Here is a 21,356-nt window from a genome sequence, read left to right as displayed (position 1 = left end):
CGCGGTCAGGCGGAGACCAGGAGCGAGGCGACCGTGTTGATCGTCAGCGACGACACGGGCGCGCCCGGGGCGGCGGCCGGGCGGAGGGCCGGGAAGCGGGTGAAGAGCGCCGACAGGGCCGTGCGGAGCTGGAGGCGGGCCAGGGGCGCGCCCAGGCAGAAGTGCGGCCCCCGGCCGAAGGCCAGGTGCCGGGTGCCCGGTTCCGTGGACGTGAAGACGTCGCCGCCGCCCTCCTGGGAGGGGTCGCGGTTGGCCGCCGCGTAGCACAGCAGCAGGGCGTCACCCGCGCTGATCCGCCGCCCTCCCAGGGTGACGTCCTCACGGGGGAAGGCGAAGGGCAGCGCGAAGACGCTCGCGTCGTAGCGCAGGGACTCCTCGACCACGTCGTCCCAGGCGACGGCCCCGCCGAGGACGCGCTCCAGCTCGCGCGGGTGAGCGAGGAGCGCGCGGACCGCGTTGACGAGGGCGGCCACCGTCGTGTCGAAACCGGCCGCGAGGAAGAGCCAGAGGGTGTCCCGGGCCTCCTGGTGGCTGAGTACGCCGCCGGGGGCGGCCGACTCCCTGAGGGCCGCGACCAGGCCCTCCTCCTCACCGGGGGCGGGCGCTCGGGCCAGCAGGTGGTCGAGGTAGGCCCGGATCTCCGCGCTGAGCAGCTTGGACTCCCGTGGGGTGAGGGCGGCCCGGGACAAGGCGCGGAAGACGAGGGAGGTGGCCCGGTCCCGTTCTTCGGCGGGTACGGCGAGCAGTGAGCACAGCACGTCGAGGGCGAGCGGCAGCGCGAACTCGGTGCGGATGTCGACCGGTCGTGCGGCCGGGTCCATGCCGTCGAGCAGCCGCTCGACGGCATCGGTGACGGCCGGGGCCAGCGCCCTCACCCGGCGCGGCGCGAACGCACCGGCCGCCACCCGCCGCAGCCGGGTGTGGTCCGCGCCGTCCGAGGTCAGCATCCACTGGCGGCTGAGGTGGTCGGTCATCGGCCAGTCGGCGGGGATCTCGCCCTCCCGGAGCGCCCGCCAGTGCGCGGGCGAGCGGGCGAACAGCGGCTGGGTGAGGACCGCCTCCAGTTCGGCGTACCCGACGACCGCCCAGCAGTCCACGCCTCCCGGCCAGCGGGCCGGGACGACACCGCCGTGGGCGCGCAGGAGACGCGCCTGTTCCTGGAGGTCCTGGTGGGGATCGAGGGTGACGCGGTCCGACTCGACGGGGCGCACGACGGGTACCTCCTGGGGCGAGGACGAGGGCCTACGGGGAAGGGGACGAGGCCGGGAACGGGTGGTCCGGGACCGGGGCGACGCCGGGAACGCGGGCCCGGCCCGGCGGACGAGGACCCGTCACGGGATCAGTACGGCCTTGACCACCGCACCGCTCGCCACGTCCCGCTCGGCCCGGTCGATCTCGGCGAGCGGATACCGGCGGATCAGCCGGTCGAAGGGGAACAGGCCCCGCTGCCAGAGGTCGATGAGCCGGGGTATGAACAGCCGGGGCTCCGCGTCGCCCTCGATGATCCCCTTGATCGTGCGCCCGGCCGCGATGAGCAGCGGGTCCACGATCAGGTCGCCGTGCTGCACCCCGACCAGACCGCAGCTCCCGGCGCTGTGGAGGGAGCGGACGAGCGCGGTGATGACGGGGGGCAGTCCCGTGGTGTCCACCGCGTGGTCGGCTCCTCCGGTGATCCGCAGGATCTCCTCGGCGAGCGCGTCGGAGCTCCCGTCGAGCGTATGGGTCGCGCCCAGTTCCGCCGCCAGTTCGCGCCGGACGGGCAGGACGTCGACGGCGACGACGACGGTCGCGCCCGCGGCCCGCGCGGCCATCACCGCCGCCAGACCGACCGCGCCGGTCCCCGCCACCACCACGCTGGAACCGGTGCGCACGCCGAGGGAGTTGAGGACCGCGCCCGCCCCCGTCTGGAACCCGCAGCCGAGCGGCCCGAGCAGTTCGAGCGGCAGCGACCGGGGAACCGGGACGAGGGAGCGGACCGGGACCACGCAGTGCGTGGCGAAGGAGGACTGCCCGAACCAGTACGCGGCCACCTCGCGGCCTTCCGCGTCCCGGGCCACGCCGCCCGTCCCTCCGGGGTGGCGGCCGGTCAGGTTGCGGGTGAAGAAGGCCGCGCAGGTGGCGGGGCGGCCGGCCAGACAGGAGCGGCAGCCGCCGCAGGAGTCGAAGGACATGACGACGTGGTCGCCCACGGACACCTCATGGACCCCCGTCCCGGTCGCGAGCACCGTCCCGGCCCCTTCGTGCCCTCCGACGAGGGGCAGGGCGACGCCGAGCCGGTCGGTGCGCGGCAGGAGATCGGTGTGGCAGAAGCCGGTGCCCGCCACCCGGACGAGGGCCTCTCCCGGGCCCGGTCCTTCCAGGGTCACGTCCTCGACCCGGAAGGGGAGGGTACGGGAGCGGAGCACCGCCGCCCTGGCCTTCACCGGGCCGCCGTCGGCCGTCACAGCTTCGCCCTCGTGCCGTCCCAGAAGGCGTCCGCCCACACGTCCCCGTACAGCCAGTTCCCCGGGGAACCGGCGTCGGCGCTGGTGTAGAACTCGCGGTGGGCCCGGAGGACGTCCGCCATCGGCAGGCCCGCGTCGGCGTCGGGCAGGCCCATGCGGTCGGCCGCGAGCCGGATGTTCGCGTCGGGCGTGCCCATGCCCCGCTGGAACGCGACGAACTCGGGGAGCCGTACGATGCCGTCGCCGTCCCGGTCCACGGCCGCCCAGACGGATTCGCCGACGGGCCGGAAGTACGCGTCGTAGTCGGCCGTCCCCCCGGCCAGGGCCTTCGCCATGGCCTCGCGCCATTCCTCCGGGGTGATCCGGCGGTCGGGCGCCCAGCCGGTGACGGACGCCATGTGGTCGCAGAATCCCTGCGAGGCGGTGTGTACGGCGAGGGCTCTGGGACTGCCGAGCGGTTCGCCGACATAGGCCAGGATGCGGGTGAACAGGACCGACACGTCGGCGAGTTCGATCAGGGCGTCCTGGTCCCGGTCGGCGTGTGCGAAGCACACGTCGACCTTGCGCTCGATCAAACGGGAGCCGATGTCATGAGGAGTGCGCATGAAGGTTTCTTTCAGAGGGTTCTGATGAGGAGGAGGGGAGGCGGACGTCCTGCCGGGGGACGGGCGGCAGGCGGCGGGGGCCGGTGAGCGCGTCCACCAGGGGCAGGAGGCTGTGCCGGTCCGCGATGGCCCAGCCGCCGTCCCGGGCCAGGGCCCGCAGGGTGTCGTCCGGCTCGAAGGCCACCGGGTGCCCGACCGCGTCGAGCAGGGCGTGGTCCGAGGCGCTGTTGCCGACGGCCAGGGCGGCCCGCACATCGGCGCCGAGCCGGGCCGCCAGCGCCCGGAACAGGGCGGCCTTGACCTCGGGGACGGCCGGAAGGGCCAGGAACCGGTGGGTGTAGGCGCTGTCCGCCCCGGTCGCGAGACGCATCCCGATGCGGTGGGCGACGCCCAGTTCGTCGGCGATCCGGTCGATCATCTCCTGGGGACTGCCGGACAGCAGGACCGGTGTGAAGCCGTTCCGCCGCAGGTTCTCGACCAGGGGGGCGCTGCTCGCCAGCAACCGGTGACGGACCCGCCGCCAGGCCGTGTGGGAGGCCCGCACGGCGTCCTCGTGCCGTACGCCCCGCACGGCGTGGGCGTACGCGTCGCTCGTCAGGTCCGTGGTGTCGCGGAACCGGTCGCCCGCGTCGCGGTGTTCGCGCATGGCGTCGCGGACGTGCTGGACGGCATGGGCGCCCACCAGTCCGGACACGCTCAGTTCGTCGAGGAGGGAGAAGCCGAGGGTCCCCTCGTAGAGGGTGCCGTCGACGTCGAGTGCCGCCAAGTTCATTCGGGCTCTCCCCTGGCCCGCCACGGCGTGGTGGGAGGTGACCCCACCACGCCGTGGCGGGACGGTGGCTGGGCCGACGGGCGGGCACGGCCATGTGCTGCCGCCCGTCGCTTGTCGATCGGGCTGATCAGGCGGTCTGGAAGTCCGCGCCGAAGAGCCAGTTGCCGTTGGTCTCGACGTCGGTGCTGGTGTAGAAGTCGCGGAAGGCGCTGGTGAGTTCGTCCACCGACAGCGAGCCGTCGCTGTCCAGGTCGAGCTTCTCGAAGCCGAGGCGGGCGTTCTCCGGGGTGGTGCCGAAGGCGAGCTGGACGGCGCTGAACTCGGCCGCCGTCACCTCGCCGTCGTCGTCGCGGTCGCAGAGCGCCCAGATGGCCGTGGCCACGGGGCGGCTGGCCGCCTCGAAGGAGGACGCGGAACCGACGAGCCGGCGCATCCCGACCCGGTACTCCTCCGGGTCGATCTTGCCGTCCTTGTCGGTGTCGAGCTCCGCCAGCATCCCCTTCCACCAGTTCTCACTGACGCGCAGCATCTCGACGGACTTCGGGGAGTCGAAGGGCTCACCCACGGCCGCGATGACCCGGGCGGCGAAGGTGAGGATGTCGGCGGCGTCCACCACGCCGTCCTTGTTCTGGTCGGCGTGTCCGAAGCACATGTCGAACTTGTGGTCGAGAAGATCGTTCTGCGGGGCGATGGTCATGTGTGTGTCCTTTGAGCGATGAACCGCGCAGCTGTCCGTGGCGATGATCGACCCGGATCGATGGCTGGCGACGTGAGCCTAGGGAAGGAGATCCATTTCGACCCGGCTCGCATCGGGCGTTCACTCCAACAGGTGAGATGGGGGCGACTCGACGACTAGAGGCATATGGACGGACAGTTGACTGAATCTCATGTCATCTCCGACCGGGCCGTACGTCTCCGGAGAGGGGAGTCCCAGGTGGAGAGCGTGGAGCCCATGGCCGCGCGAGTGTGCGGCGACGCGTGTCCTGGCTGGTTCCCGCCAGCTGAAGGAGTCGGCCATATGTTCAGGAGTCGTAGATGTGAGCCCGCGACATGAGGCGTGCGTCGACTCGTGTGCTGTGGAGTGGCGGGTGGGGTGAGAGGGAACAGCGCGGCGGCGTGCGGGGTTCTGCCCGGACGGAGCCGCGCGGGACCGGCGGCGTGCGGGGGTCCTGCCCGGACGGAGCCGCGCAGGATATCAGTGGGAACCCGTCATGACCGGGGATTCACGTACCCTCCGCGCCCGCGCATGTTCGTACGGTAATCATGGCGACGGGAGGGAACACTTTGATCTTCAGTCGCAGCCGCCGGAACTCCGCCCCCGCAGCCACGGGCACCTGCCCCTACGCGCACGGGCACCCGACACCCACCGCGCCCGCCCCCGGTGCCCGCGCCCCGCGCGCGGACCTGGTGGACCGGGCCGAGGCGGAACGATTCATCCGCCAGTACCACAGCGAGCAGCCCACCGCGGGAAGCCCCGGGGGCCGGGTCCGCGAAGTCCTCGCCGAGATCGGGCGCACCGGCACCTACACCCACACCCCGGAGGAGCTGGCCTTCGGCGCCCGGGTCGCCTGGCGCAACTCCGCCCGGTGCATCGGACGGCTCTACTGGCGCAGCCTCGTCGTCCGCGACCTGCGGCACGTCACCGGAGCCGACGACCTCGCCGCCCACTGCTTCGAGCATCTGCGGCTCGCGGGCAACGGCGGCCGGATCAGACCCGTGATCTCCGTCTTCGCCCCCGACCGGCCCGGCCGCCCCGGACCCCGGATCGTCAACGACCAACTGGTGCGCTACGCCGGACACCGCACCCCCGAAGGGGGCTGGAACGGCGACCCGCGCGGCGGCCCCCTCACCGAGCGCGCCGTCGCCCTCGGCTGGAAACGGGACCGCGAACCCTTCCAGGTCCTGCCGCTGATGGTGCGGGAACGGCCCGACGCCCGCCCCGAGTGGTACGAGCTGCCCGACGACACCGTCCTCGAAGTGCCGCTCGTCCACCCCGACCACCCGTGGTTCGCCTCCCTCGGGCTGCGCTGGTACGCGGTGCCCGCGATCAGTGACATGACCCTGGAGATCGGCGGGGTGCGCTATCCGGCGGCGCCCTTCAACGGCTGGTACATGGGCACGGAGATAGGCGCCAGGAACCTCGCCGACCCGGAGCGCTACGACCTGCTCCCGGTGGTCGCCGACCGGCTCGGTCTGGACCGCTCCGCCGAGCGGACCCTCTGGCGCGACCGGGCCCTCGTGGAGCTCAACGTGGCCGTGCTCCACTCCTTCCAGCGGGCGGGCGTGACGATGGCCGACCACCACACCGAGTCACGGCGCTTCCTCCGGCACATCGACCAGGAGAGCAGGCACGGCAGACGGACCCCCGCCGACTGGAGCTGGATCGTCCCCCCGGTCTCCGGCTCGGCCACCCCGGTCTTCCACCGCTACTACGACCCGGTGGACCCCTCCCTCCGCCCCGCCTTCCTGGCCCGGGGCTGAACGGGGGCGGTACGGGCCCGGCGGTGGCGAGGTCCGCCCCCGCCGGGCCCGTACCCCCGCCTGCCTCAGCCGCGCCCCAGGATCTCGACGACACGGCTGAAACCGTCCGTCCCGTGCCCGAGGGCCACCGCGCGCCGGGCCAGGGACTCGGCGGCGCGCATCGCGCCCGCCTCGATGCCGTGCGCCTCCGAGGCGCGCACGATGTGTTCCATCGTCGAAAGGCCCGAGGTCACCGGGTTGCCCTCGCCGGAGAATCCACCGCTCTCCACGTCCTCGGCCCACTCGCGGAACAGCGGCGGCAGGATCGCCCCGATGCCCTCGGCGAACGGCGCCAGTTCGGTCGGCGAGACGCCCTCGGCCCGCGCCAGCGCCAGCGCGTGCACATAGCCGGTCATCGACGTCCAGAAGATGTCGAGCAGCGCGATGTCGTACGCCGCCGCCCGGCCGATCTCCTCCCCGAGATGGGTGTGGCTGCCGCCCAGCGCGCCGAGGACCGGCGCGTGCGCGGTGTGCAGCGGTACGGGCCCGCTGTAGAGGAACACCCCCGAGGGCGTGCCGATGGTCGGGGTCGGGGTCATGATCGCGCCGTCGAGGTAGTCGATGCCGTGCTCCTCGGCCCAGCGCCCGGTGTCCCTGGCCCGCGCGGGGGTGTCGGCGCTCAGGTTCACCAGCGCCCGCCCCTTGAGGGCCCCGGCCACCGCGGCGGCACGCAGGACGGAGTCGGTGGCGTCGTAGTTGACCAGGCAGACCACGGTCAGCGGGCTCGCCGCGACCGCCTCCTCGGCGCTCGGGGCGGTGAGCGCGCCCCGAGCGACCAGTTCCCCGTCCCGGCCGGGCGTACGGTTCCACACCGTGGTCCGTACCCCGGCGTCCAGGAAGGCCCCGGCCAGCGCCCGGCCCATCGGACCGAGCCCGAGGACGGTGACGGCGGTGCCGTCCCTCCCGGAGGAGGCGGAAGCGGGGGAGGGGGAAGAAGACATGGGTGAACTCCCTTGTATACGGACGAAGAGAAAAGAAGATCCCGGAGGAAGGAGAAGGACGCGGATGTCACGCGCCCGAGCCCAGGAGACGAACATGTGCGGAGTGAGTGCCGCGATCGTCGTCATCGAGGGAAAATGGAAGACCCATCTGCTGTGGCTGCTCGAATCCGGCCCGCACCGCCCCGGCGAACTGCGCCGGAAGCTGCCCGAGATCAGCGAGAAGGTGCTGACCCAGGCCCTGCGGGAGATGGAGGAGGACGGTCTCGTGCACCGTGAGGTGTACGACGTCCTGCCGCCGAAGACCGTCTACTCGCTGACCGGATTCGGGCTCGAACTCTCCGTGGCGTTAGGCCCGTTGGCAGACTGGGGACACCGTCGGATCGACCGTCTGACGGCCGTTCCGGCCGGGGCCTGAGGCCCTTGCGCTCCTTCCTCCGGGCCGCTTCCAGCTTCGCCCGGAGGACGCCTCCCCGACAAGTACCCACAAAAAAGTGGGTGCTCGGGGACGGGGAGAAGGGGACCTCCCGTCCGGGAGGCCCCCTTCTCCTTCCCGCTTCTTCCGGCCGCTCAGGGGCGCCGGTCGAGCCGCTCCCCGAAGACCTCCAGGAGGCGTTCGGCGGCCAGCGTCGCCGTCAGCTCACCGGCCCTGACCCGCTTCTCCAGGACGGGCGCGAGGTCCTTGACCGCAGGGTCCGTGCGCAGACGGCGCAGCAGTTCCTCGCGGACCATCGACCAGGTCCAGTCGACCTGCTGCTCCTGCCGTTTGGCCGTGAGACGGCCGGTGCCGTCGAGCAGGGCCCGGTGGTGGGTGAGGCGCTCCCACACCTCGTCGAGCCCGGTGGACTCGCGGGCGCTGCAACTCAGCACCGGCGGCGTCCAGAAGGCGTCGGCGCCGTGCATCAGGCGCAGTGCGCCCGCGAGTTCGCGGGCGGCGACGCGCGCGTCCCGCTCGTGGGGGCCGTCCGCCTTGTTGACGGCGACGACGTCCGCGAGTTCCAGGACGCCCTTCTTGATGCCCTGGAGCTGGTCGCCGGTGCGGGCCAGGGTGAGCAGCAGGAAGGAGTCGACCATGTCGGCGACGGCGGTCTCGGACTGGCCGACGCCGACGGTCTCGACGAGGACCACGTCGTGTCCCGCGGCCTCCATCACGACGATCGACTCGCGGGTCGCCTTGGCGACCCCGCCGAGCGTCCCGGCGGTGGGGGAGGGGCGGACGAAGGCCGCCGGATCGACGGCGAGCCGCTCCATCCGGGTCTTGTCGCCGAGGATGGAGCCGCCGGTGCGGCTCGACGAGGGGTCGACGGCGAGCACCGCGACCCGGTGCCCGAGGCCGGTCAGCATCGATCCGAACGCGTCGATGAAGGTCGACTTGCCGACCCCGGGCACTCCGCTGATGCCGATCCGCACGGCGTTCCCGCTGTGCGGCAGCAGCGCGGTGAGGAGCTCCTGGGCGAGCGCCCGGTGCTGGGGGCGGGTCGACTCGACCAGGGTGATCGCGCGGGCCACGAGCGCCCGTCTCCCCTCGAGCACCCCCCGTACGTACGTGTCGAGGTCGATCACCGCTCGTGCCCGAGGTCGGCCGCCAGCCGTGTGACCAGGTCGTGGGCCGCGTCGGGGATCACCGTCCCCGGCGGGAACACGGCCGCCGCGCCCATCTCCAGGAGGATCGCCACGTCCTGCGGCGGGATCACCCCGCCGACCACGACCATGATGTCCTCGCGCCCCTCGGCCGCCAGCTCCTCCCGCAGCGCCGGTACGAGGGTGAGGTGCCCGGCGGCCAGCGAGGAGACCCCGACGATGTGCACATCGGCCTCGACGGCCTGCCGCGCCACCTCGGCGGGGGTCTGGAACAGCGGGCCGACGTCGACGTCGAAGCCCAGGTCGGCGAAGGCGGTGGCGATCACCTTCTGGCCCCGGTCGTGGCCGTCCTGGCCCATCTTGGCGACCAGGATGCGGGGCCTGCGGCCCTCGGCCTCGGCGAAGGTGTCGACCAGGGCGCGGGTGCGCGCCACGGACGGGGACTCGCCTGCTTCGTTGCGGTACACGCCGGAGATCGTACGGATCTGGCCCGCGTGCCGCCCGTAGACCTTCTCCAGGGCGTCGGAGATCTCGCCGACGGTGGCCATGGCGCGGGCCGCGCGCACCGCGAGTTCGAGGAGGTTGCCGTCGCCGCCGGCCGCCCGGGTGAGGGCGTCGAGGGCGTCCCGGCAGGCGGTCTCGTCGCGTTCCTCGCGCAGTCGCCGCAGCTTGGCGATCTGCCGGGCGCGCACGGAGGAGTTGTCGACCTTGAGGACCTCGATCTGTTCGTCGGCGGCCACCCGGTACTTGTTGACGCCGACGACCGGCTGCCGTCCGGAGTCGATCCGGGCCTGGGTGCGGGCCGCGGCCTCCTCGACGCGCAGTTTGGGGATGCCCGCGTCGATGGCCTGGGCCATGCCGCCGGCCCGCTCGACCTCCTGGATGTGCTGCCAGGCGCGCCGGGCCAGGTCGTGGGTGAGCCGCTCGACGTACGCGCTGCCGCCCCAGGGGTCGATGACGCGGCAGGTGCCGGACTCCTGCTGGATGAGCAGCTGGGTGTTGCGGGCGATGCGGGCGGAGAAGTCGGTGGGCAGGGCGAGCGCCTCGTCGAGGGCGTTGGTGTGCAGCGACTGGGTGTGGCCCTGGGTGGCGGCCATCGCCTCGACGCAGGTGCGCGTGACGTTGTTGAAGACGTCCTGCGCGGTGAGGGACCAGCCGGAGGTCTGCGAATGGGTGCGGAGCGAGAGGGACTTGGCGTTCTTCGGGTCGAACTGCTTGACGAGCTTGGCCCAGAGGAGCCGGGCGGCCCGCAGTTTGGCGATCTCCATGAAGAAGTTCATGCCGATCGCCCAGAAGAACGACAGCCGGGGGGCGAAGGCGTCCACGTCGAGTCCGGCGGCGCGGCCCGCGCGCAGGTACTCGACGCCGTCGGCGAGCGTGTACGCCAGCTCCAGGTCGGCGGTCGCACCCGCCTCCTGGATGTGGTAGCCGGAGATGGAGATGGAGTTGTAGCGCGGCATCCGCCGCGAGGTGTAGGCGAAGATGTCGGAGATGATCCGCATCGAGGGCCCCGGCGGATAGATGTACGTGTTGCGGACCATGAACTCCTTGAGGATGTCGTTCTGGATGGTCCCGGCCAGCTTCTCGGCCGGTACGCCCTGTTCCTCGGCGGCCACGATGTAGAGCGCGAGGACCGGCAGGACGGCGCCGTTCATCGTCATCGACACGGTCATCCGGTCCAGCGGGATGCCGTCGAACAGCTGCCGCATGTCCAGGATCGAGTCGATGGCGACGCCCGCCATGCCGACGTCGCCGGTGACGCGCGGGTGGTCGCTGTCGTAGCCGCGGTGGGTCGGCAGGTCGAAGGCGACGGACAGGCCCTTCTGGCCCGCGGCGAGGTTGCGCCGGTAGAAGGCGTTGGACTCCTCGGCGGTGGAGAAGCCCGCGTACTGCCGGATCGTCCACGGCTGGTTGACGTACATGGTGGGGTACGGGCCCCGCAGGTACGGGGCGATGCCGGGGTAGGTGCCCAGGAAGTCCAGGCCCTCCAGGTCCCGTCCGGTGTAGAGCGGCTTGACGCCGATGCCCTCCGGGGTCTCCCAGAGCAGGTCGTCACCGCCGGTGGCCTTCTTGAGGGCCGTCTGCCACGCGTCGGGCGTGCCGCCGGGGGCGGGGGTCCCGAGGTCGATCCCGGTGAAGTCGGGGACGGTCATCGGGACACTCCCATGCGGTCGAGGGCGGTGGAGAGCAGGGCGACGGCGTCACAGCCCGCGAAGAGATAGGTGTCGACGCCCGGGTGGGCGGCCGGGCGTCCGGCGAGCAGGACGTGTCCGGCGCCCGCCGCCCGCAGCCCGGCGGCGGCGGTCGCGGCCGACTCCTCGTACACCGCGTCGCTGGAGCAGAGGCAGGCCTCGCGGGCCCCGCTCTCCTCGAAGGTGCCCTCGGTGACGGGCTCGATGCCACCCGCCTGGAAGAGGTTGGCGGCGAAGGCGAGACGGGCCGAGTGGGCGGCGGCGGGGCCGAGCGCCGCCAGATAGACCCGGGGGCGGGAGCCGGTGGCCGCGAGGTGCGCGTCCGAGCGGGCCCGCAGGGCTTCGTAGCCCTCGTCGCGCCGGACGCGGGGGAGCCCGCCGGAGGGCCGCTCGGGCGCGGGCTTCCGCCGCACGGGCTGTTCCGCGAGGTGCGGGAACTCGCTGACCCCGGTGACGGGTTCGCGGCGGGTGGCGAGCCGGGCGCCGCGAACGGCCCAGGTCTCCGCGATCCGCTCGCCGACGGCGCCGGACCGCAGCGCGGCGGCCTGTCCGCCGGACCGCTCGATGTCCTGGAAGAACGCCCAGGCCGCGTGGGCCAGTTCGTCGGTGAGCCGTTCCACGTACCAGGAGCCGCCCGCCGGGTCGGTGACCCGGGACAGATGGGACTCCTCGATGAGGACGGTGGAGGTGTTGCGGGCGATGCGCCGGGCGAACGCGTCGGGCAGGCCGAGGGCCTCGTCGAAGGGGAGCACGGTGACGCTGTCGGCGCCGCCGACTCCGGCGGCGAGCGCGGCCACGGTGGTCCGCAGCATGTTCACCCACGGGTCGCGGCGGGTCATCATCACCGAGGAGGTCACCGCGTGCTGGCGCTGCGCACCGGCCCCCGGGGCGCCGCAGGCCTCGGCGACCCTGGCCCAGAGCCTGCGGGCCGCGCGGAGCTTGGCGACGGTGAGGAACTGGTCGGCGGTGGCCGCGTAGCGGAACTCCAGTTGTCCGAGCGCCGGGGCGACGTCCAGTCCCGCGTCGGTCAGGGCGCGCAGGTAGGCGACGCCGGTGGCGAGCGAGCAGCCCAGTTCCTGGGCGGCCGAGCCGCCCGCCTCGTGGTACGGCAGCGCGTCCACGGTCAGGGCGCGCAGGCCCGGGTACCGGTCGGCGCAGCGGCGGGCGAGGGCGGCGGCGGAGTCAGGGTCGTGGGCGGGGCGGCCGGTGCGGGCCTCGTGTCCGAGGGGGTCGGCGCCCAGGTTGCCCCGGGCGGTGTCGGCGGCGACGCCGCGCTCCTCGTACAGCCGCAGGAGTGCGTCGGCGGCGGCGGCCGTCTCCTCGCCCGCGTCGAGGACGACCGGGGCGAGGTCGAGGTAGACGCCGTCGAGGACGTCGGCGAGGGCGGGGACGGGGATGCCGGTGGCGCCGACGCCGAGCCAGAGGGAGGTGACGCCGTTCTCCAGGTCGGTGAGGACGGCGTCACGGTCGGCCGTGAGGTGCTGCTGGCGCACGTCCCAGCCCCCGAGGGCGTTCCCCTCGGCGCGTCCGCCGCGGACGAAGGGGGCGAAGCCGGGGAGACCGGATTCGGGGGCGGAGTCGCGCGCGGTGTAGAGCGGGCGGGTGCCGATGCCCTCCTCGACGAGGGTGGAGAGGGCGTCCTCGGCGGCGTCGCCGGACACGTCCTTGCCGGACTTGCGCAGCACGCCTGCCACGAGGTGTTGCCACTGTTCGTGTGGCGCGTCAGGGAATTCGGACGCCAGGGAGAGCCCGTCGTCAGGCAGGACCGTCATGCTCGGATGCTAGGGGAGATCGTCAAAGGAGCAGGAGGGCGTACGACTGTGACCTTCTTCTCTTCGGGGCCCGGCTCCGGGGAGGGGGTGCGGGGCGAGGCGCGCGGGGCCGACGGGCCGTGAGCGGCCCGTTCCCGTGGGGCGGTTGTCAGTGGCGGCTGGGACGCTGGGATCCATGGACAGGGACGAGGAGCTGTTGCGGGGCCGGGTGTACGGCCAGGAGCACGACGACCCCCGGCCGGGCCCGAGACCCGGCCGGGTCTACGCGGAGCTGGTGGGGGGTCCGCTGGACGGGTTGCTGCTCGACGTCACGGACCGGACGGCGGACGAGCGGGGCTCGGGTGTGGCCCTGGAGACGGAGCTGGGCAGACACGGGACGGCGGGCCGGTCCTTCTACGATCCGCGCCCGGGTGACGCGGCCCGCTTCGACTGGTCGGGTGACGCGCCCTGACGGAGCGTCCGGGCGTGTCGCGGGGTTCCTTGACACCCACACCCTGAGTTAGCTTAGGCTTACCTAAGTAACGCTGGCTCCGTCACCTGCCCGGGAGAACTCGGATGCACCCCTTCAGCCCCCGCGCCCCACGCCCCACCCCCGCCGAACGCGTCCGGTCCGTACTCGCCGCCGCCCACTCGATGACGGTCGTGTCCGACGGGCACCAGCAGGAGGTCCACCGGCTCGACGGCGGCGGCCCCATGGGCCACATCCACCTCCACGACCCCACCGAGGAGACCCACGCGGCCTCCGCCGCCCGTATCCCCGTCCGCCTGGAGTTCACGGACATCGCCCCCACCCCCGTACGCGACCGGCTGCGGGCCCGCGTCACCCTGACCGGCCTCCTCGCCACCCCGTACAGCACCGACGCGGACACCAGCATCTGCATGGAGTTCGGGCAGGCACTCGTCGAGGACGCCACCGGCCGCAGCTTCATCACCCTCGAAGAGCTCCACGACACCGACATCGACCCCCTCGCCACCTGCGAGGCGTCCATGCTCACCCACCTCGTCGACCGCCACGCCGAACTCGTCCCCCTCCTCCTGCGACTCGTCCGGCCGCGCCCCGAGCGCGACATGGTCCGCGCCCTCCCCCTCGCCCTCGACCGCTACGGCATCACCCTCCGCCTCGAACACCCCACCGGCGACCAGGACGTCCGGCTGCCCTTCCCCACCCCCGTCACCGACGTCGACCAGGCCGGGGCCCGCATCCACGCCCTGTTCGCCGCCGCCCGCCGCGCCTCCCACCCCAACCGCCTCCTGACCTGACCCGGCGGACCCCCGGCACCCGCCGGGATGCCGGAGCGTCCCGGCGGGCGAACAATGGACCGGGTAGGCGCGCGCAGTCGGCGCCGGGACCGCTCGGGGACCCCAACCGGACACGCCACCGCCATGAACGCTGGAAGCCCGGCCGCAGGCCGACCGTCACCGCCCAAGGGCGCGCTCCACCGGCTCGGCCACTGGTGCGCCCGCCACTTCCTCGTCGTCATCGCCCTGTGGCTGGCGGCGGTCGCCGGACTCCAGATCGTCGACCGGACCGTCGGCGGACAGTTCTCCGACGACTTCTCCCTCCCCGGAGTGCAGTCCGCACAGGGCCTCGACGTCCTCACGGCGCATGACCCCGCAGCCGGGGGCTACGGCACCCAGATCGTCCTCGACCGCCCCTCGGGGCCGCTCGCCGACGAGTCCGCCGCCGTCGCCTCGGCCGTCGCCTCCCTGCAGAAACTGCCCGACGTCCTCAGCGCGCAGAACCCACTGCCGCCCCAGGGCGCCACTCCGCCCCCGCCGCCCACCGGCACCCCCGACACCGGTCCGCTCTCCACCGACGGCAGGACCGGCTACATCACCGTCCGCTTCGGCGTCCCGCCCTCCACCCTCGGCACCGGCTACCTGCCCGGCGTCGACGCCGCCGTCCAGCCGCTGCGCGACGCCGGAGTCACCGTCGAGTACGGCGGACCGCTCGGTGAACTCGCCCGGCCGGGGGCCGACGACCGCACCAGCGAGGCCATCGGCTTCGCCGTCGCCGTCCTCGTCCTGCTCATCGGCTTCGGCAGCGCCGTCGCCGCCGTCCTCCCCCTGATCACGGCACTCCTCGGGGCGGTCTGCGGCCTCGCGCTCCTGGGCCTGGCCGCCGCCGCGTTCACCTTCGGCACCGTCTCGCCCACCCTGGCCACCATGATCGGCCTCGGCGTCGGCATCGACTACGCCCTGTTCCTCGTCACCCGCCATCGCCAGAACCTCATGAACGGGCACGATCCCGCCGAAGCCGCCGCCCTGGCGACCACCACCAGCGGCCGGGCCGTCCTCGTCTCCGGCTGCACGGTCGTCATCGCCCTCTCGGGCCTCTGGGTCTCCGGCGTCACCTTCATCGGAAAACTGGGCCTGGCCGCCGCCTTCACGGTCGTCACCGCCGTCCTCGCCGCGCTCACCCTCGTCCCCGCCGTGCTGGGCCTCGTCGGCCGCCGGATCGACCGCTACCACGTACGCCCACCCGTCGCCGAGACCGACGCCGGGCCCGGAGCGACCGCCCACGGCACCTGGCACCGGTACGCCCGCCGGGTCGAGCGACGCCCCTGGTGGTTCCTGACCGGCGGAGTCGTCGCCCTCGTCGTCCTGGCGATCCCCCTGTTCTTCATCCAGCTCGGCCACATCGGCGACGGCGCCGACCCGAGGTCGTTCACCGACCGGAGGGCGTACGACCTCGTCTCCACCGCCTTCGGACCCGGCGCGAACGGCCCCCTCACCCTCGTCGTCGACCAGACGGCCGTACCCGCCGCCGACCGCGCCGCCCTCGCCGGAAAGCTCCAGCAGGCGCTCACCGGAGTGCCGGACGCCGCCGCCGTCACCCCGCTCAAGGCCACCCCCGACGGCGACGTCCTCCTCGGCACCGCCTATTCCGTCGCCTCCCCCCAGGACGAGCGGACCACCCACCTCACCCGCCACCTCGTCGACGACGTCCTGCCGCAGGCGGTGGCGGGCACCGACGCGAAGACGTACGTCACCGGCACCACCGCCGCCCAGGTCGACTTCCTCGACATCGTCTCCAGCAGGCTCCCGCTCATCATCTCCGTCGTCGTCGCCCTCGCCTTCCTCGTCATCCTCGTCGTCTTCCGGGGCCTGCTCGTCGCGGTGAAGGCCGCCGTGCTCAACGTGCTCTCCATCGCGGCCTCGTACGGAGTCGTCGTGGCCGTCTTCCAGTGGGGCTGGGGCGGACCCGCGCTCGGCGTCTCCGGCAAGGTGCCCGTCGAGAGCTATGTGCCGATGATGATGTTCGCCATCGTCTTCGGGCTCAGCATGGACTACGAGATCTTCCTGCTGTCCCGGGTCCGCGAGGCCTGGCTGCGCACCGGCGACGCCAAGGCCGCCGTGGCCCACGCCCTGGAGATCACCGCCCGGGTGATCACCTGCGCGGCGCTGATCATGGTGAGCGTCTTCGCCGCCTTCATCGTCTCGGACGACATCGTGGTGAAGATGCTCGGCCTCGGCCTCGCGGCCAGCGTCCTCATCGACGCCACCGTGGTCCGGCTGCTCCTGGTGCCCGCGGCGATGACCCTGCTGGGTGGGCACGCCTGGTGGACCCCCCGTGTGCTGGACCGCGTCCTGCCCCACCTGGACACCGAGGGCGAGGGGGAACCGGAGCGGCCCGCCCCGCCCCCGGCCGCCCCGCCCCGGCGGTGACCCCCGCCGTCGGCGCCCGGAGCCTTCTGGATACCTAGGGGGGTATTTGACTTCGACCGTCGGGCTGCTTACGGTCGAGTGCATTCATACCCATGGGGGTATCCGGGCGGGCCGGACACTCCCGGGTGCACCCGTTCCGGACGGAGGGTCCGCCGTGTTCTTCGCGCAGTACTACCTCGACTGCCTCTCCCAGGCCTCGTACATGATCGCCGACGAGGGGACCGGCCGGGCGGTGGTCGTCGACCCGCGACGGGACGTCTCGGAGTACCTCGCCGACGCCGAGGCCCGGGGCCTCACCGTCGTCGGGGTCGTCAACACCCACTTCCACGCCGACTTCGTCGCCGGACACCTGGAGATGGCCGACCGCACCGGAGCCTGGATCGGCTACGGCTCGCGCGCCGAGACCGAGTACCCCGTCCGCCACCTCGCCGAGGGCGAGCGGATCTCCCTCGGCGACGTCACCCTCGGCATCATGGAGACCCCCGGCCACACGCCCGAGTCGATCAGCGTCCTGGTGTACGAACACGCCGACGACACCGTCCCGTACGGGGTGCTGACCGGCGACGCCCTCTTCATCGGCGACGTCGGGCGCCCCGACCTGCTCGCCTCCGTCGGCGTCACCGCCGAGGAACTCGGCGCGATGCTCCACGACAGCGTGCAGCGCAAGCTGATGGCCCTGCCCGACGAGGTCCGGGTCTTTCCCGCCCACGGCGCCGGATCGGCCTGCGGCAAGAACCTGTCCGCCGAGAAGTCGTCCACCATCGGCGAGCAGCGCGCCACCAACTACGCCTGCGCGCCCATGGACCGGGAGAAGTTCGTCGCCCTCGTCACCGAGGGCCAGCCCGCCGCCCCCGGCTACTTCGCCTACGACGCCGACCTCAACCGCAGGGAACGCCCCCTCCACGACGGCGCCACGGCCCCCCGCCCGCTGTCCCCCGAGGACTTCACCGGGCTCCGCCGGGCGGGCGCGGTCGTCGTCGACACCCGGGACCCGCAGGAGTTCGCCGCCGGACACCTGCGCGGCGCGGTCAACGTACCCGCGGACGGACGCTTCGCCGAACAGGCCGGAACCGTCCTCACCCCCGACACGGACCTCCTGGTGATCGCCCCGGAGAACCGTACGGACGAGGTCGTCACCCGGCTCGCCCGCATCGGCTTCGACCGGGTCGCGGGCTACCTCCGAAACCCCGGGGACGCCCTGCGCGAACTGGCCGACGAGGTCGCCCCGGCCGGCCGCCTCACCGCCGCCCGGCTGCGGACCGCCCTCGCCGGGGACCGGCCGCCGCTCGTCGTCGACGTGCGCACCCGCGACGAGCGCGAGGCCGAGGGCTTCATCGACGGCGCCCTGCACATCCCGCTGAGCGAGCTGTCCGCCCGCGCGGCCGGACTCCCCGCCGACCGGCCCCTCGTCGTGCACTGCGCGGGCGGACACCGCTCCTCCGTCGCCGCCAGCCTGCTGCGCCACCACGGCTTCGAGGACGTCTCCGACCTCCTCGGCGGCTGGACGGCCTGGTCCCTCGCGACGGACCGCGCCGCCGCCTGAGCGGAACGCCGGACGAACGGGGCGGGAGCACGGGAGCGGGAGGGGCAGGAGGACCGGGAGGACCGGGAGGGGCGGGCCTGGTCGTCGGAGCCGTCACGTGGACCGCCGCCGAAACCGAGGCGGCACGTGTTCGTCGGATCGGCCCCGTCCCGTGCCCGCCGCCCCCGGACAGCCCCGCCCCTCCCCTCCCCGCGAGGCACCGCCCCTCCCGGTCGGGGCGTCCGGCCTCAGTCCCGGGCCAGTTCCCCGAGCAGTTTCCAGGTGCGGCGGCGGTCCTCCTCGCCGCCCAGGTCCGTCGCCGTGAACACCACCTCCGTCGCACCCGCTTCGCGGTAGCGCCGCACCTCCGCCGCCACGGTCTCCTCGTCGCCGATCGCCGCCAGCTCCGCCGCCCCCGAGACCCCGGACAGGTCGAGGACGCGCCGGTACGAGGGGATCGACTCGTACAGCGCCAGCGCCCCGGCGGCGGCCCGCCGTACCGCCTCGACGTCCGAGGTGACGACGCCCGGGACGAGCGCCACGATCCGGGGCGCGGGACGGCCCGCCGCGCTCGCCGCCGCCGTCACCGCCGGGACGATGTGCTCGGCGAGCGCCCGAGGCCCCGCGAGGAACGGCAGGATGCCGTCGGCCAGTTCACCGGAGACCCGCAGCGCCTGCGGCCCCATCGCGGCCACCAGCACCGGCACGGCCGGGCGGGCGCCCGGCACCGCCGCCGAGTACGGCGTCGTCGCGGTCAGCAGCTCCCCGTGGAAATCCGCCTCGCCCGTTTCGAGCAGCGGACGCAGAGCCGTCAGGAACTCCCTGAGCAGACCGACGGGCCGCCGGTACGGGATGCCGAAACCGTCCTCGGTCAAATGCCTGGTGCCGAGCGCGAGCCCCAGGTGGTAGCGGCCTCCGGTCGCCGCCTGGGCCGTCTGCGCCTGGCTGGAGACGATCAGCGGATGCCTGCCGAAGACCGGGATCGCGGAGGTCCCCACGTGCAGGCCCGGCACCTCCCGTCCGACGATCGCCGCGAGCGACGGCGAGTCGTACCCGAAGGCCTGGCCGAACCACGCCGAACGCAGCCCCGCGTCGCGGGCCTCGCGCGCGAGCGCCACCGTGTCGTCGATCGTGTGCTGGACGGAGGTCGATGCGAGTGTCACTCCCAGAGTCATGAACGGGCCAACCCGACTGTCGGGGAAGGGAATTCCCGCCAGGTGTGAACACTGTGTTGCGCGCCGGACGCAAGGCGGTCAGGGGGAACCGACGGGCCCCGGCGCGACGACGAGGACACCCCGCGATGATGGGGCGATGACGACCCTCTCCGAGGTGGACGCGCTCGCCGCACGGGCACATGCCGGGCAGACCGACAAGGCGGGCGCCCCTACATCGACCACGTCCGCGCGGTCGCCGCCGGACTCGCCCCGCTCGGGCCGCACCTGGCCATGGCCGGACTCCTCCACGACATCGTCGAGGACACCCCCTGGACACCGGAGCTGCTGCGCGCCGAGGGCGTCCCCGACGACGTCGTCGCCCTCGTCGAAGCCGTCACCCACCGGCCCGGCACGCCCTACGAGGAGAAGATCCGCCGCATCGCGGAGAACCCCGGGGCCACCCTCCTGAAGATCGCCGACAACGCGCACAACAGCCGCTCCGACCGGGCCGCCGCCCTCGACCCCGTCCGGCGCGAACGGCTCGCCGCCAAGTACCGGGCCGCCCGCGAGCCGCTGTGGGCGGCGGCCGACCCCCGGGACGTCGAGACGATCCTGCGCGTCGTCAACCCCGAGCTCCTGGCCGAGTTCACCTCCCGCTGTGACGCGGGTCACCGGAACCCCGCCCGGGGGCCGGACAGACAAGGGACGTGAACATCGACCTGCGCGCACGCATCAGGGACGGGGACCCTTCGGCCTTCGCCGAACTCTTCGACGCCTACGCCCGGAGCGTCTACAACCACGCCTTCCGGCTGACCGGAGACTGGTCGGTCGCCGAGGACGTCATGGCGGCGACCTTCCTCGAAGCCTGGCGGCCGCGGAAGAAGGTGGACCCCGAGGGGGGTTCGGTCCGCCCCTGGCTCCTGGGCGTCGCCACCAACGTCGCCCGCAACCACTGCCGGAGCAACCGCCGCTTCCGGGCCGCCGCCCTCGCGTACGCCACGGCGGGCCCGCCGGAGGCGTCCGTGCCCGACCACGCCGCCGAGGTCGCCGGACGCCTCGACGACCGGCGCCGGATCGCGGTCCGGCCCGCGCAGGAAGGAATCCGATGAACCCCGAACCGAACAAGCCGACCACGGCACACCGGAACACCGCCGGAGAACTCCCCGCCATCGAGGAGCGTGAACTCCCCCCGGGCCGCAACCTGTTCCACAAGGAGCGCCTGATGAACCAGATCCACGACGACCGCCTCACCGCCGCCGCACGACCCGCCCCGCGCAACCCGTTCCTGCGGAAGGCGATCCTCCTTCCGACGGCGACCGCCCTCGCCGGAGCCCTCGCCGTCGGCGTCGGCGTCCTCCTCCTCACCGGAGACCCGCAGGGCCCGGACGACCGCGCCACGGGTCCCGTCCTCACCACCTCGATCGGGACCGTCGACAGCCGGGGGGCACCCCGGCTCCTCGACCGCATCTCGCTCGCCGCCGCGGGCGCCGAGGCCCCCGAGAGCCGCACCGGCCAGTACCTCTACATCGAGTCCCGGGTCGCGGGCACCCACGTCAAGACCGTCGACGGCGTCAGCAGCGTGGTCAGCGACCCCCTCCACACCCGCCGCACCTGGAAGTCCCCGGACGGCCTCAAGGGCTGGCTGATCGAGCCCGGCCACACCGGACCCGAAGGCATGACCCTCGAAGGGCGCGACGAGCGGGGCAACGTGCCCAAGCCCCACCTCGGCGCACCCTCGCACGGCTACCTCGCCACCCTGCCCACCCAGCCCGACGCCCTGCTGCGGAAGATCTACAAGGAGACCGAGGGGCAGGGCAACGGCAAGGACCAGCAGGCGTTCTCCACCATCGGCGACCTGCTCGGCGAGAGCTGGCCCTCGCCGAGGCTCACCTCCGCGCTCTACAAGGCCGCGGCGAAGATCCCCGGTGTCGTCACCGTCGACAGCGCCACCGACGCGGCGGGACGCCAGGGCATCGCGGTCGCCGGGCTCGACACCGTCGGCGGCCAGCGCGCCGAGTGGATCTTCGACCGGAAGACCCTCACCTTCCTCGGCGCGCGGAGCGTGCAGGTGAACCCCGGGACCGGCGTGGACGCGCTGATCAAGCCCGGCACCGTCACCCACACCAACGCGGTCATGGTCCGCACCTTCGTCGGCGACATGAAGGTCACTCCGTAGCGGTCGCCCTG

General features: G+C 73.2%; 17 protein-coding genes and 2 pseudogenes. 9 read left to right on the top strand and 10 right to left on the bottom strand.

Going from position 1 to position 21,356, the window contains the following annotated elements:
* Positions 1–5: 5 nt before the first annotated feature.
* The 5 genes from ACIO92_RS01065 to ACIO92_RS01045 form a co-directional block, all read right to left on the bottom strand.
* A complete protein-coding gene (locus tag ACIO92_RS01065; protein WP_402280558.1) occupies positions 6–1,211 on the bottom strand; it encodes a cytochrome P450 in 1,206 nt (401 codons plus the stop codon).
* 120 nt (positions 1,212–1,331) lie between these two features.
* Positions 1,332–2,423: an NAD(P)-dependent alcohol dehydrogenase gene (locus ACIO92_RS01060; protein ID WP_401236351.1), complete on the bottom strand. Its 1,092-nt coding sequence runs from the start codon at positions 2,421–2,423 to the stop codon at positions 1,332–1,334.
* 17 nt (positions 2,424–2,440) lie between these two features.
* Entirely contained in the window at positions 2,441–3,049 is a 609-nt protein-coding gene (locus tag ACIO92_RS01055) for a hypothetical protein (RefSeq protein WP_402280560.1), read from the bottom strand.
* Complete coding sequence (locus ACIO92_RS01050; RefSeq protein WP_402280562.1) at positions 3,033–3,821, bottom strand: HAD family hydrolase; 789 nt, start codon at positions 3,819–3,821, stop codon at positions 3,033–3,035. Before ACIO92_RS01050 ends, ACIO92_RS01055 begins: the two co-directional genes overlap by 17 nt.
* 127 nt (positions 3,822–3,948) lie before the next feature.
* The gene (locus ACIO92_RS01045) at positions 3,949–4,518 is read right to left on the bottom strand and encodes an EF-hand domain-containing protein (protein ID WP_366440755.1); all 570 of its coding nucleotides are present in this window, start codon (positions 4,516–4,518) and stop codon (positions 3,949–3,951) included.
* Positions 4,519–5,105: 587 nt separating this feature from the next.
* Between ACIO92_RS01045 and ACIO92_RS01040 the strand changes: the two genes are divergently transcribed.
* Complete coding sequence (locus ACIO92_RS01040; protein WP_366440756.1) at positions 5,106–6,302, top strand: nitric oxide synthase oxygenase; 1,197 nt, start codon at positions 5,106–5,108, stop codon at positions 6,300–6,302.
* Between the two features lie 65 nt (positions 6,303–6,367).
* On the opposite strand, the gene ACIO92_RS01035 is transcribed toward ACIO92_RS01040, so the two are convergent.
* On the bottom strand, positions 6,368–7,282 hold the full coding sequence (locus tag ACIO92_RS01035) for an NAD(P)-dependent oxidoreductase (protein ID WP_402280565.1): 915 nt from the start codon (positions 7,280–7,282) through the stop codon (positions 6,368–6,370).
* Between the two features lie 64 nt (positions 7,283–7,346).
* Here ACIO92_RS01035 and ACIO92_RS01030 point away from each other — a divergent pair, with 64 nt between their 5' ends.
* Positions 7,347–7,697: a helix-turn-helix domain-containing protein gene (locus tag ACIO92_RS01030; RefSeq protein ID WP_366440758.1), complete on the top strand. Its 351-nt coding sequence runs from the start codon at positions 7,347–7,349 to the stop codon at positions 7,695–7,697.
* A 152-nt stretch (positions 7,698–7,849) separates the two neighbouring features.
* Here the strand turns inward: ACIO92_RS01030 and meaB are convergent, their stop codons facing one another.
* Genes meaB through ACIO92_RS01015 form a run of 3 tightly spaced genes read right to left on the bottom strand, consistent with a single transcriptional unit; the run spans position 7,850 to position 12,824 of the window.
* Positions 7,850–8,842: a methylmalonyl Co-A mutase-associated GTPase MeaB gene (gene meaB / locus ACIO92_RS01025; RefSeq protein WP_402055985.1), complete on the bottom strand. Its 993-nt coding sequence runs from the start codon at positions 8,840–8,842 to the stop codon at positions 7,850–7,852.
* A complete protein-coding gene (gene scpA / locus ACIO92_RS01020; protein WP_366440760.1) occupies positions 8,839–11,013 on the bottom strand; it encodes a methylmalonyl-CoA mutase in 2,175 nt (724 codons plus the stop codon). Before scpA ends, meaB begins: the two co-directional genes overlap by 4 nt.
* Positions 11,010–12,824 carry a methylmalonyl-CoA mutase subunit beta gene (locus ACIO92_RS01015; RefSeq protein ID WP_366440761.1) on the bottom strand — a complete coding sequence of 605 codons (1,815 nt, stop codon included), beginning with the start codon at positions 12,822–12,824 and terminating at the stop codon, positions 11,010–11,012. Before ACIO92_RS01015 ends, scpA begins: the two co-directional genes overlap by 4 nt.
* A 175-nt stretch (positions 12,825–12,999) precedes the next feature.
* Between ACIO92_RS01015 and ACIO92_RS01010 the strand changes: the two genes are divergently transcribed.
* The 4 genes from ACIO92_RS01010 (at position 13,000) to ACIO92_RS00995 (ending at position 18,036) form a co-directional block, all read left to right on the top strand.
* A complete protein-coding gene (locus tag ACIO92_RS01010) occupies positions 13,000–13,275 on the top strand; it encodes a hypothetical protein (protein WP_366440762.1) in 276 nt (91 codons plus the stop codon).
* Positions 13,276–13,379: 104 nt separating this feature from the next.
* Positions 13,380–14,084: a DUF2470 domain-containing protein gene (locus tag ACIO92_RS01005; RefSeq protein WP_401236155.1), complete on the top strand. Its 705-nt coding sequence runs from the start codon at positions 13,380–13,382 to the stop codon at positions 14,082–14,084.
* Between the two features lie 123 nt (positions 14,085–14,207).
* Positions 14,208–16,493 carry an MMPL family transporter gene (locus tag ACIO92_RS01000; protein ID WP_401236153.1) on the top strand — a complete coding sequence of 762 codons (2,286 nt, stop codon included), beginning with the start codon at positions 14,208–14,210 and terminating at the stop codon, positions 16,491–16,493.
* Between the two features lie 154 nt (positions 16,494–16,647).
* Complete coding sequence (locus ACIO92_RS00995; protein WP_401236151.1) at positions 16,648–18,036, top strand: rhodanese-like domain-containing protein; 1,389 nt, start codon at positions 16,648–16,650, stop codon at positions 18,034–18,036.
* Between the two features lie 227 nt (positions 18,037–18,263).
* On the opposite strand, the gene ACIO92_RS00990 is transcribed toward ACIO92_RS00995, so the two are convergent.
* Positions 18,264–19,190, bottom strand: coding sequence for an LLM class F420-dependent oxidoreductase (locus tag ACIO92_RS00990; RefSeq protein WP_366440766.1), 927 nt, complete (start codon positions 19,188–19,190; stop codon positions 18,264–18,266).
* Between the two features lie 136 nt (positions 19,191–19,326).
* On the opposite strand from ACIO92_RS00990, the pseudogene ACIO92_RS00985 reads away from it, so the two are divergent.
* From ACIO92_RS00985 to ACIO92_RS00975, 3 genes and pseudogenes are all read left to right on the top strand, one after another.
* A pseudogene (locus tag ACIO92_RS00985) lies at positions 19,327–19,880 on the top strand (HD domain-containing protein).
* Positions 19,877–20,248 (top strand): annotated as a pseudogene (locus ACIO92_RS00980) (RNA polymerase sigma factor); the annotation flags it as partial. The pseudogenes ACIO92_RS00985 and ACIO92_RS00980, both read left to right, overlap by 4 nt.
* A gap of 26 nt (positions 20,249–20,274) precedes the next feature.
* Positions 20,275–21,345 (top strand): CU044_5270 family protein, encoded by a 1,071-nt coding sequence (locus ACIO92_RS00975; RefSeq protein WP_402280570.1) that lies wholly within the window; start codon positions 20,275–20,277, stop codon positions 21,343–21,345.
* The last annotated feature ends 11 nt before the right edge of the window (positions 21,346–21,356 follow it).

The sequence above is a fragment of the Streptomyces sp. NPDC087215 genome, assembly GCF_044744885.1.
GTDB lineage: Bacteria > Actinomycetota > Actinomycetes > Streptomycetales > Streptomycetaceae > Streptomyces.
This window is presented reverse-complemented; position numbering and strand designations above follow the sequence as displayed.

Coding starts and splice junctions, on each gene's coding strand:
- scpA (WP_366440760.1), bottom strand. CDS start 11,013: ATGACCGTCCCCGACTTCACCGGGATCGACCTCGGGACCCCCGCCCCC.
- ACIO92_RS00975 (WP_402280570.1), top strand. CDS start 20,275: ATGAACCCCGAACCGAACAAGCCGACCACGGCACACCGGAACACCGCC.
- ACIO92_RS01010 (WP_366440762.1), top strand. CDS start 13,000: ATGGACAGGGACGAGGAGCTGTTGCGGGGCCGGGTGTACGGCCAGGAG.
- ACIO92_RS00990 (WP_366440766.1), bottom strand. CDS start 19,190: ATGACTCTGGGAGTGACACTCGCATCGACCTCCGTCCAGCACACGATC.
- ACIO92_RS01035 (WP_402280565.1), bottom strand. CDS start 7,282: ATGTCTTCTTCCCCCTCCCCCGCTTCCGCCTCCTCCGGGAGGGACGGC.
- ACIO92_RS01015 (WP_366440761.1), bottom strand. CDS start 12,824: ATGACGGTCCTGCCTGACGACGGGCTCTCCCTGGCGTCCGAATTCCCT.
- ACIO92_RS01000 (WP_401236153.1), top strand. CDS start 14,208: ATGAACGCTGGAAGCCCGGCCGCAGGCCGACCGTCACCGCCCAAGGGC.
- ACIO92_RS01055 (WP_402280560.1), bottom strand. CDS start 3,049: ATGCGCACTCCTCATGACATCGGCTCCCGTTTGATCGAGCGCAAGGTC.
- ACIO92_RS01050 (WP_402280562.1), bottom strand. CDS start 3,821: ATGAACTTGGCGGCACTCGACGTCGACGGCACCCTCTACGAGGGGACC.
- ACIO92_RS01030 (WP_366440758.1), top strand. CDS start 7,347: ATGTCACGCGCCCGAGCCCAGGAGACGAACATGTGCGGAGTGAGTGCC.
- ACIO92_RS01045 (WP_366440755.1), bottom strand. CDS start 4,518: ATGACCATCGCCCCGCAGAACGATCTTCTCGACCACAAGTTCGACATG.
- ACIO92_RS01005 (WP_401236155.1), top strand. CDS start 13,380: ATGCACCCCTTCAGCCCCCGCGCCCCACGCCCCACCCCCGCCGAACGC.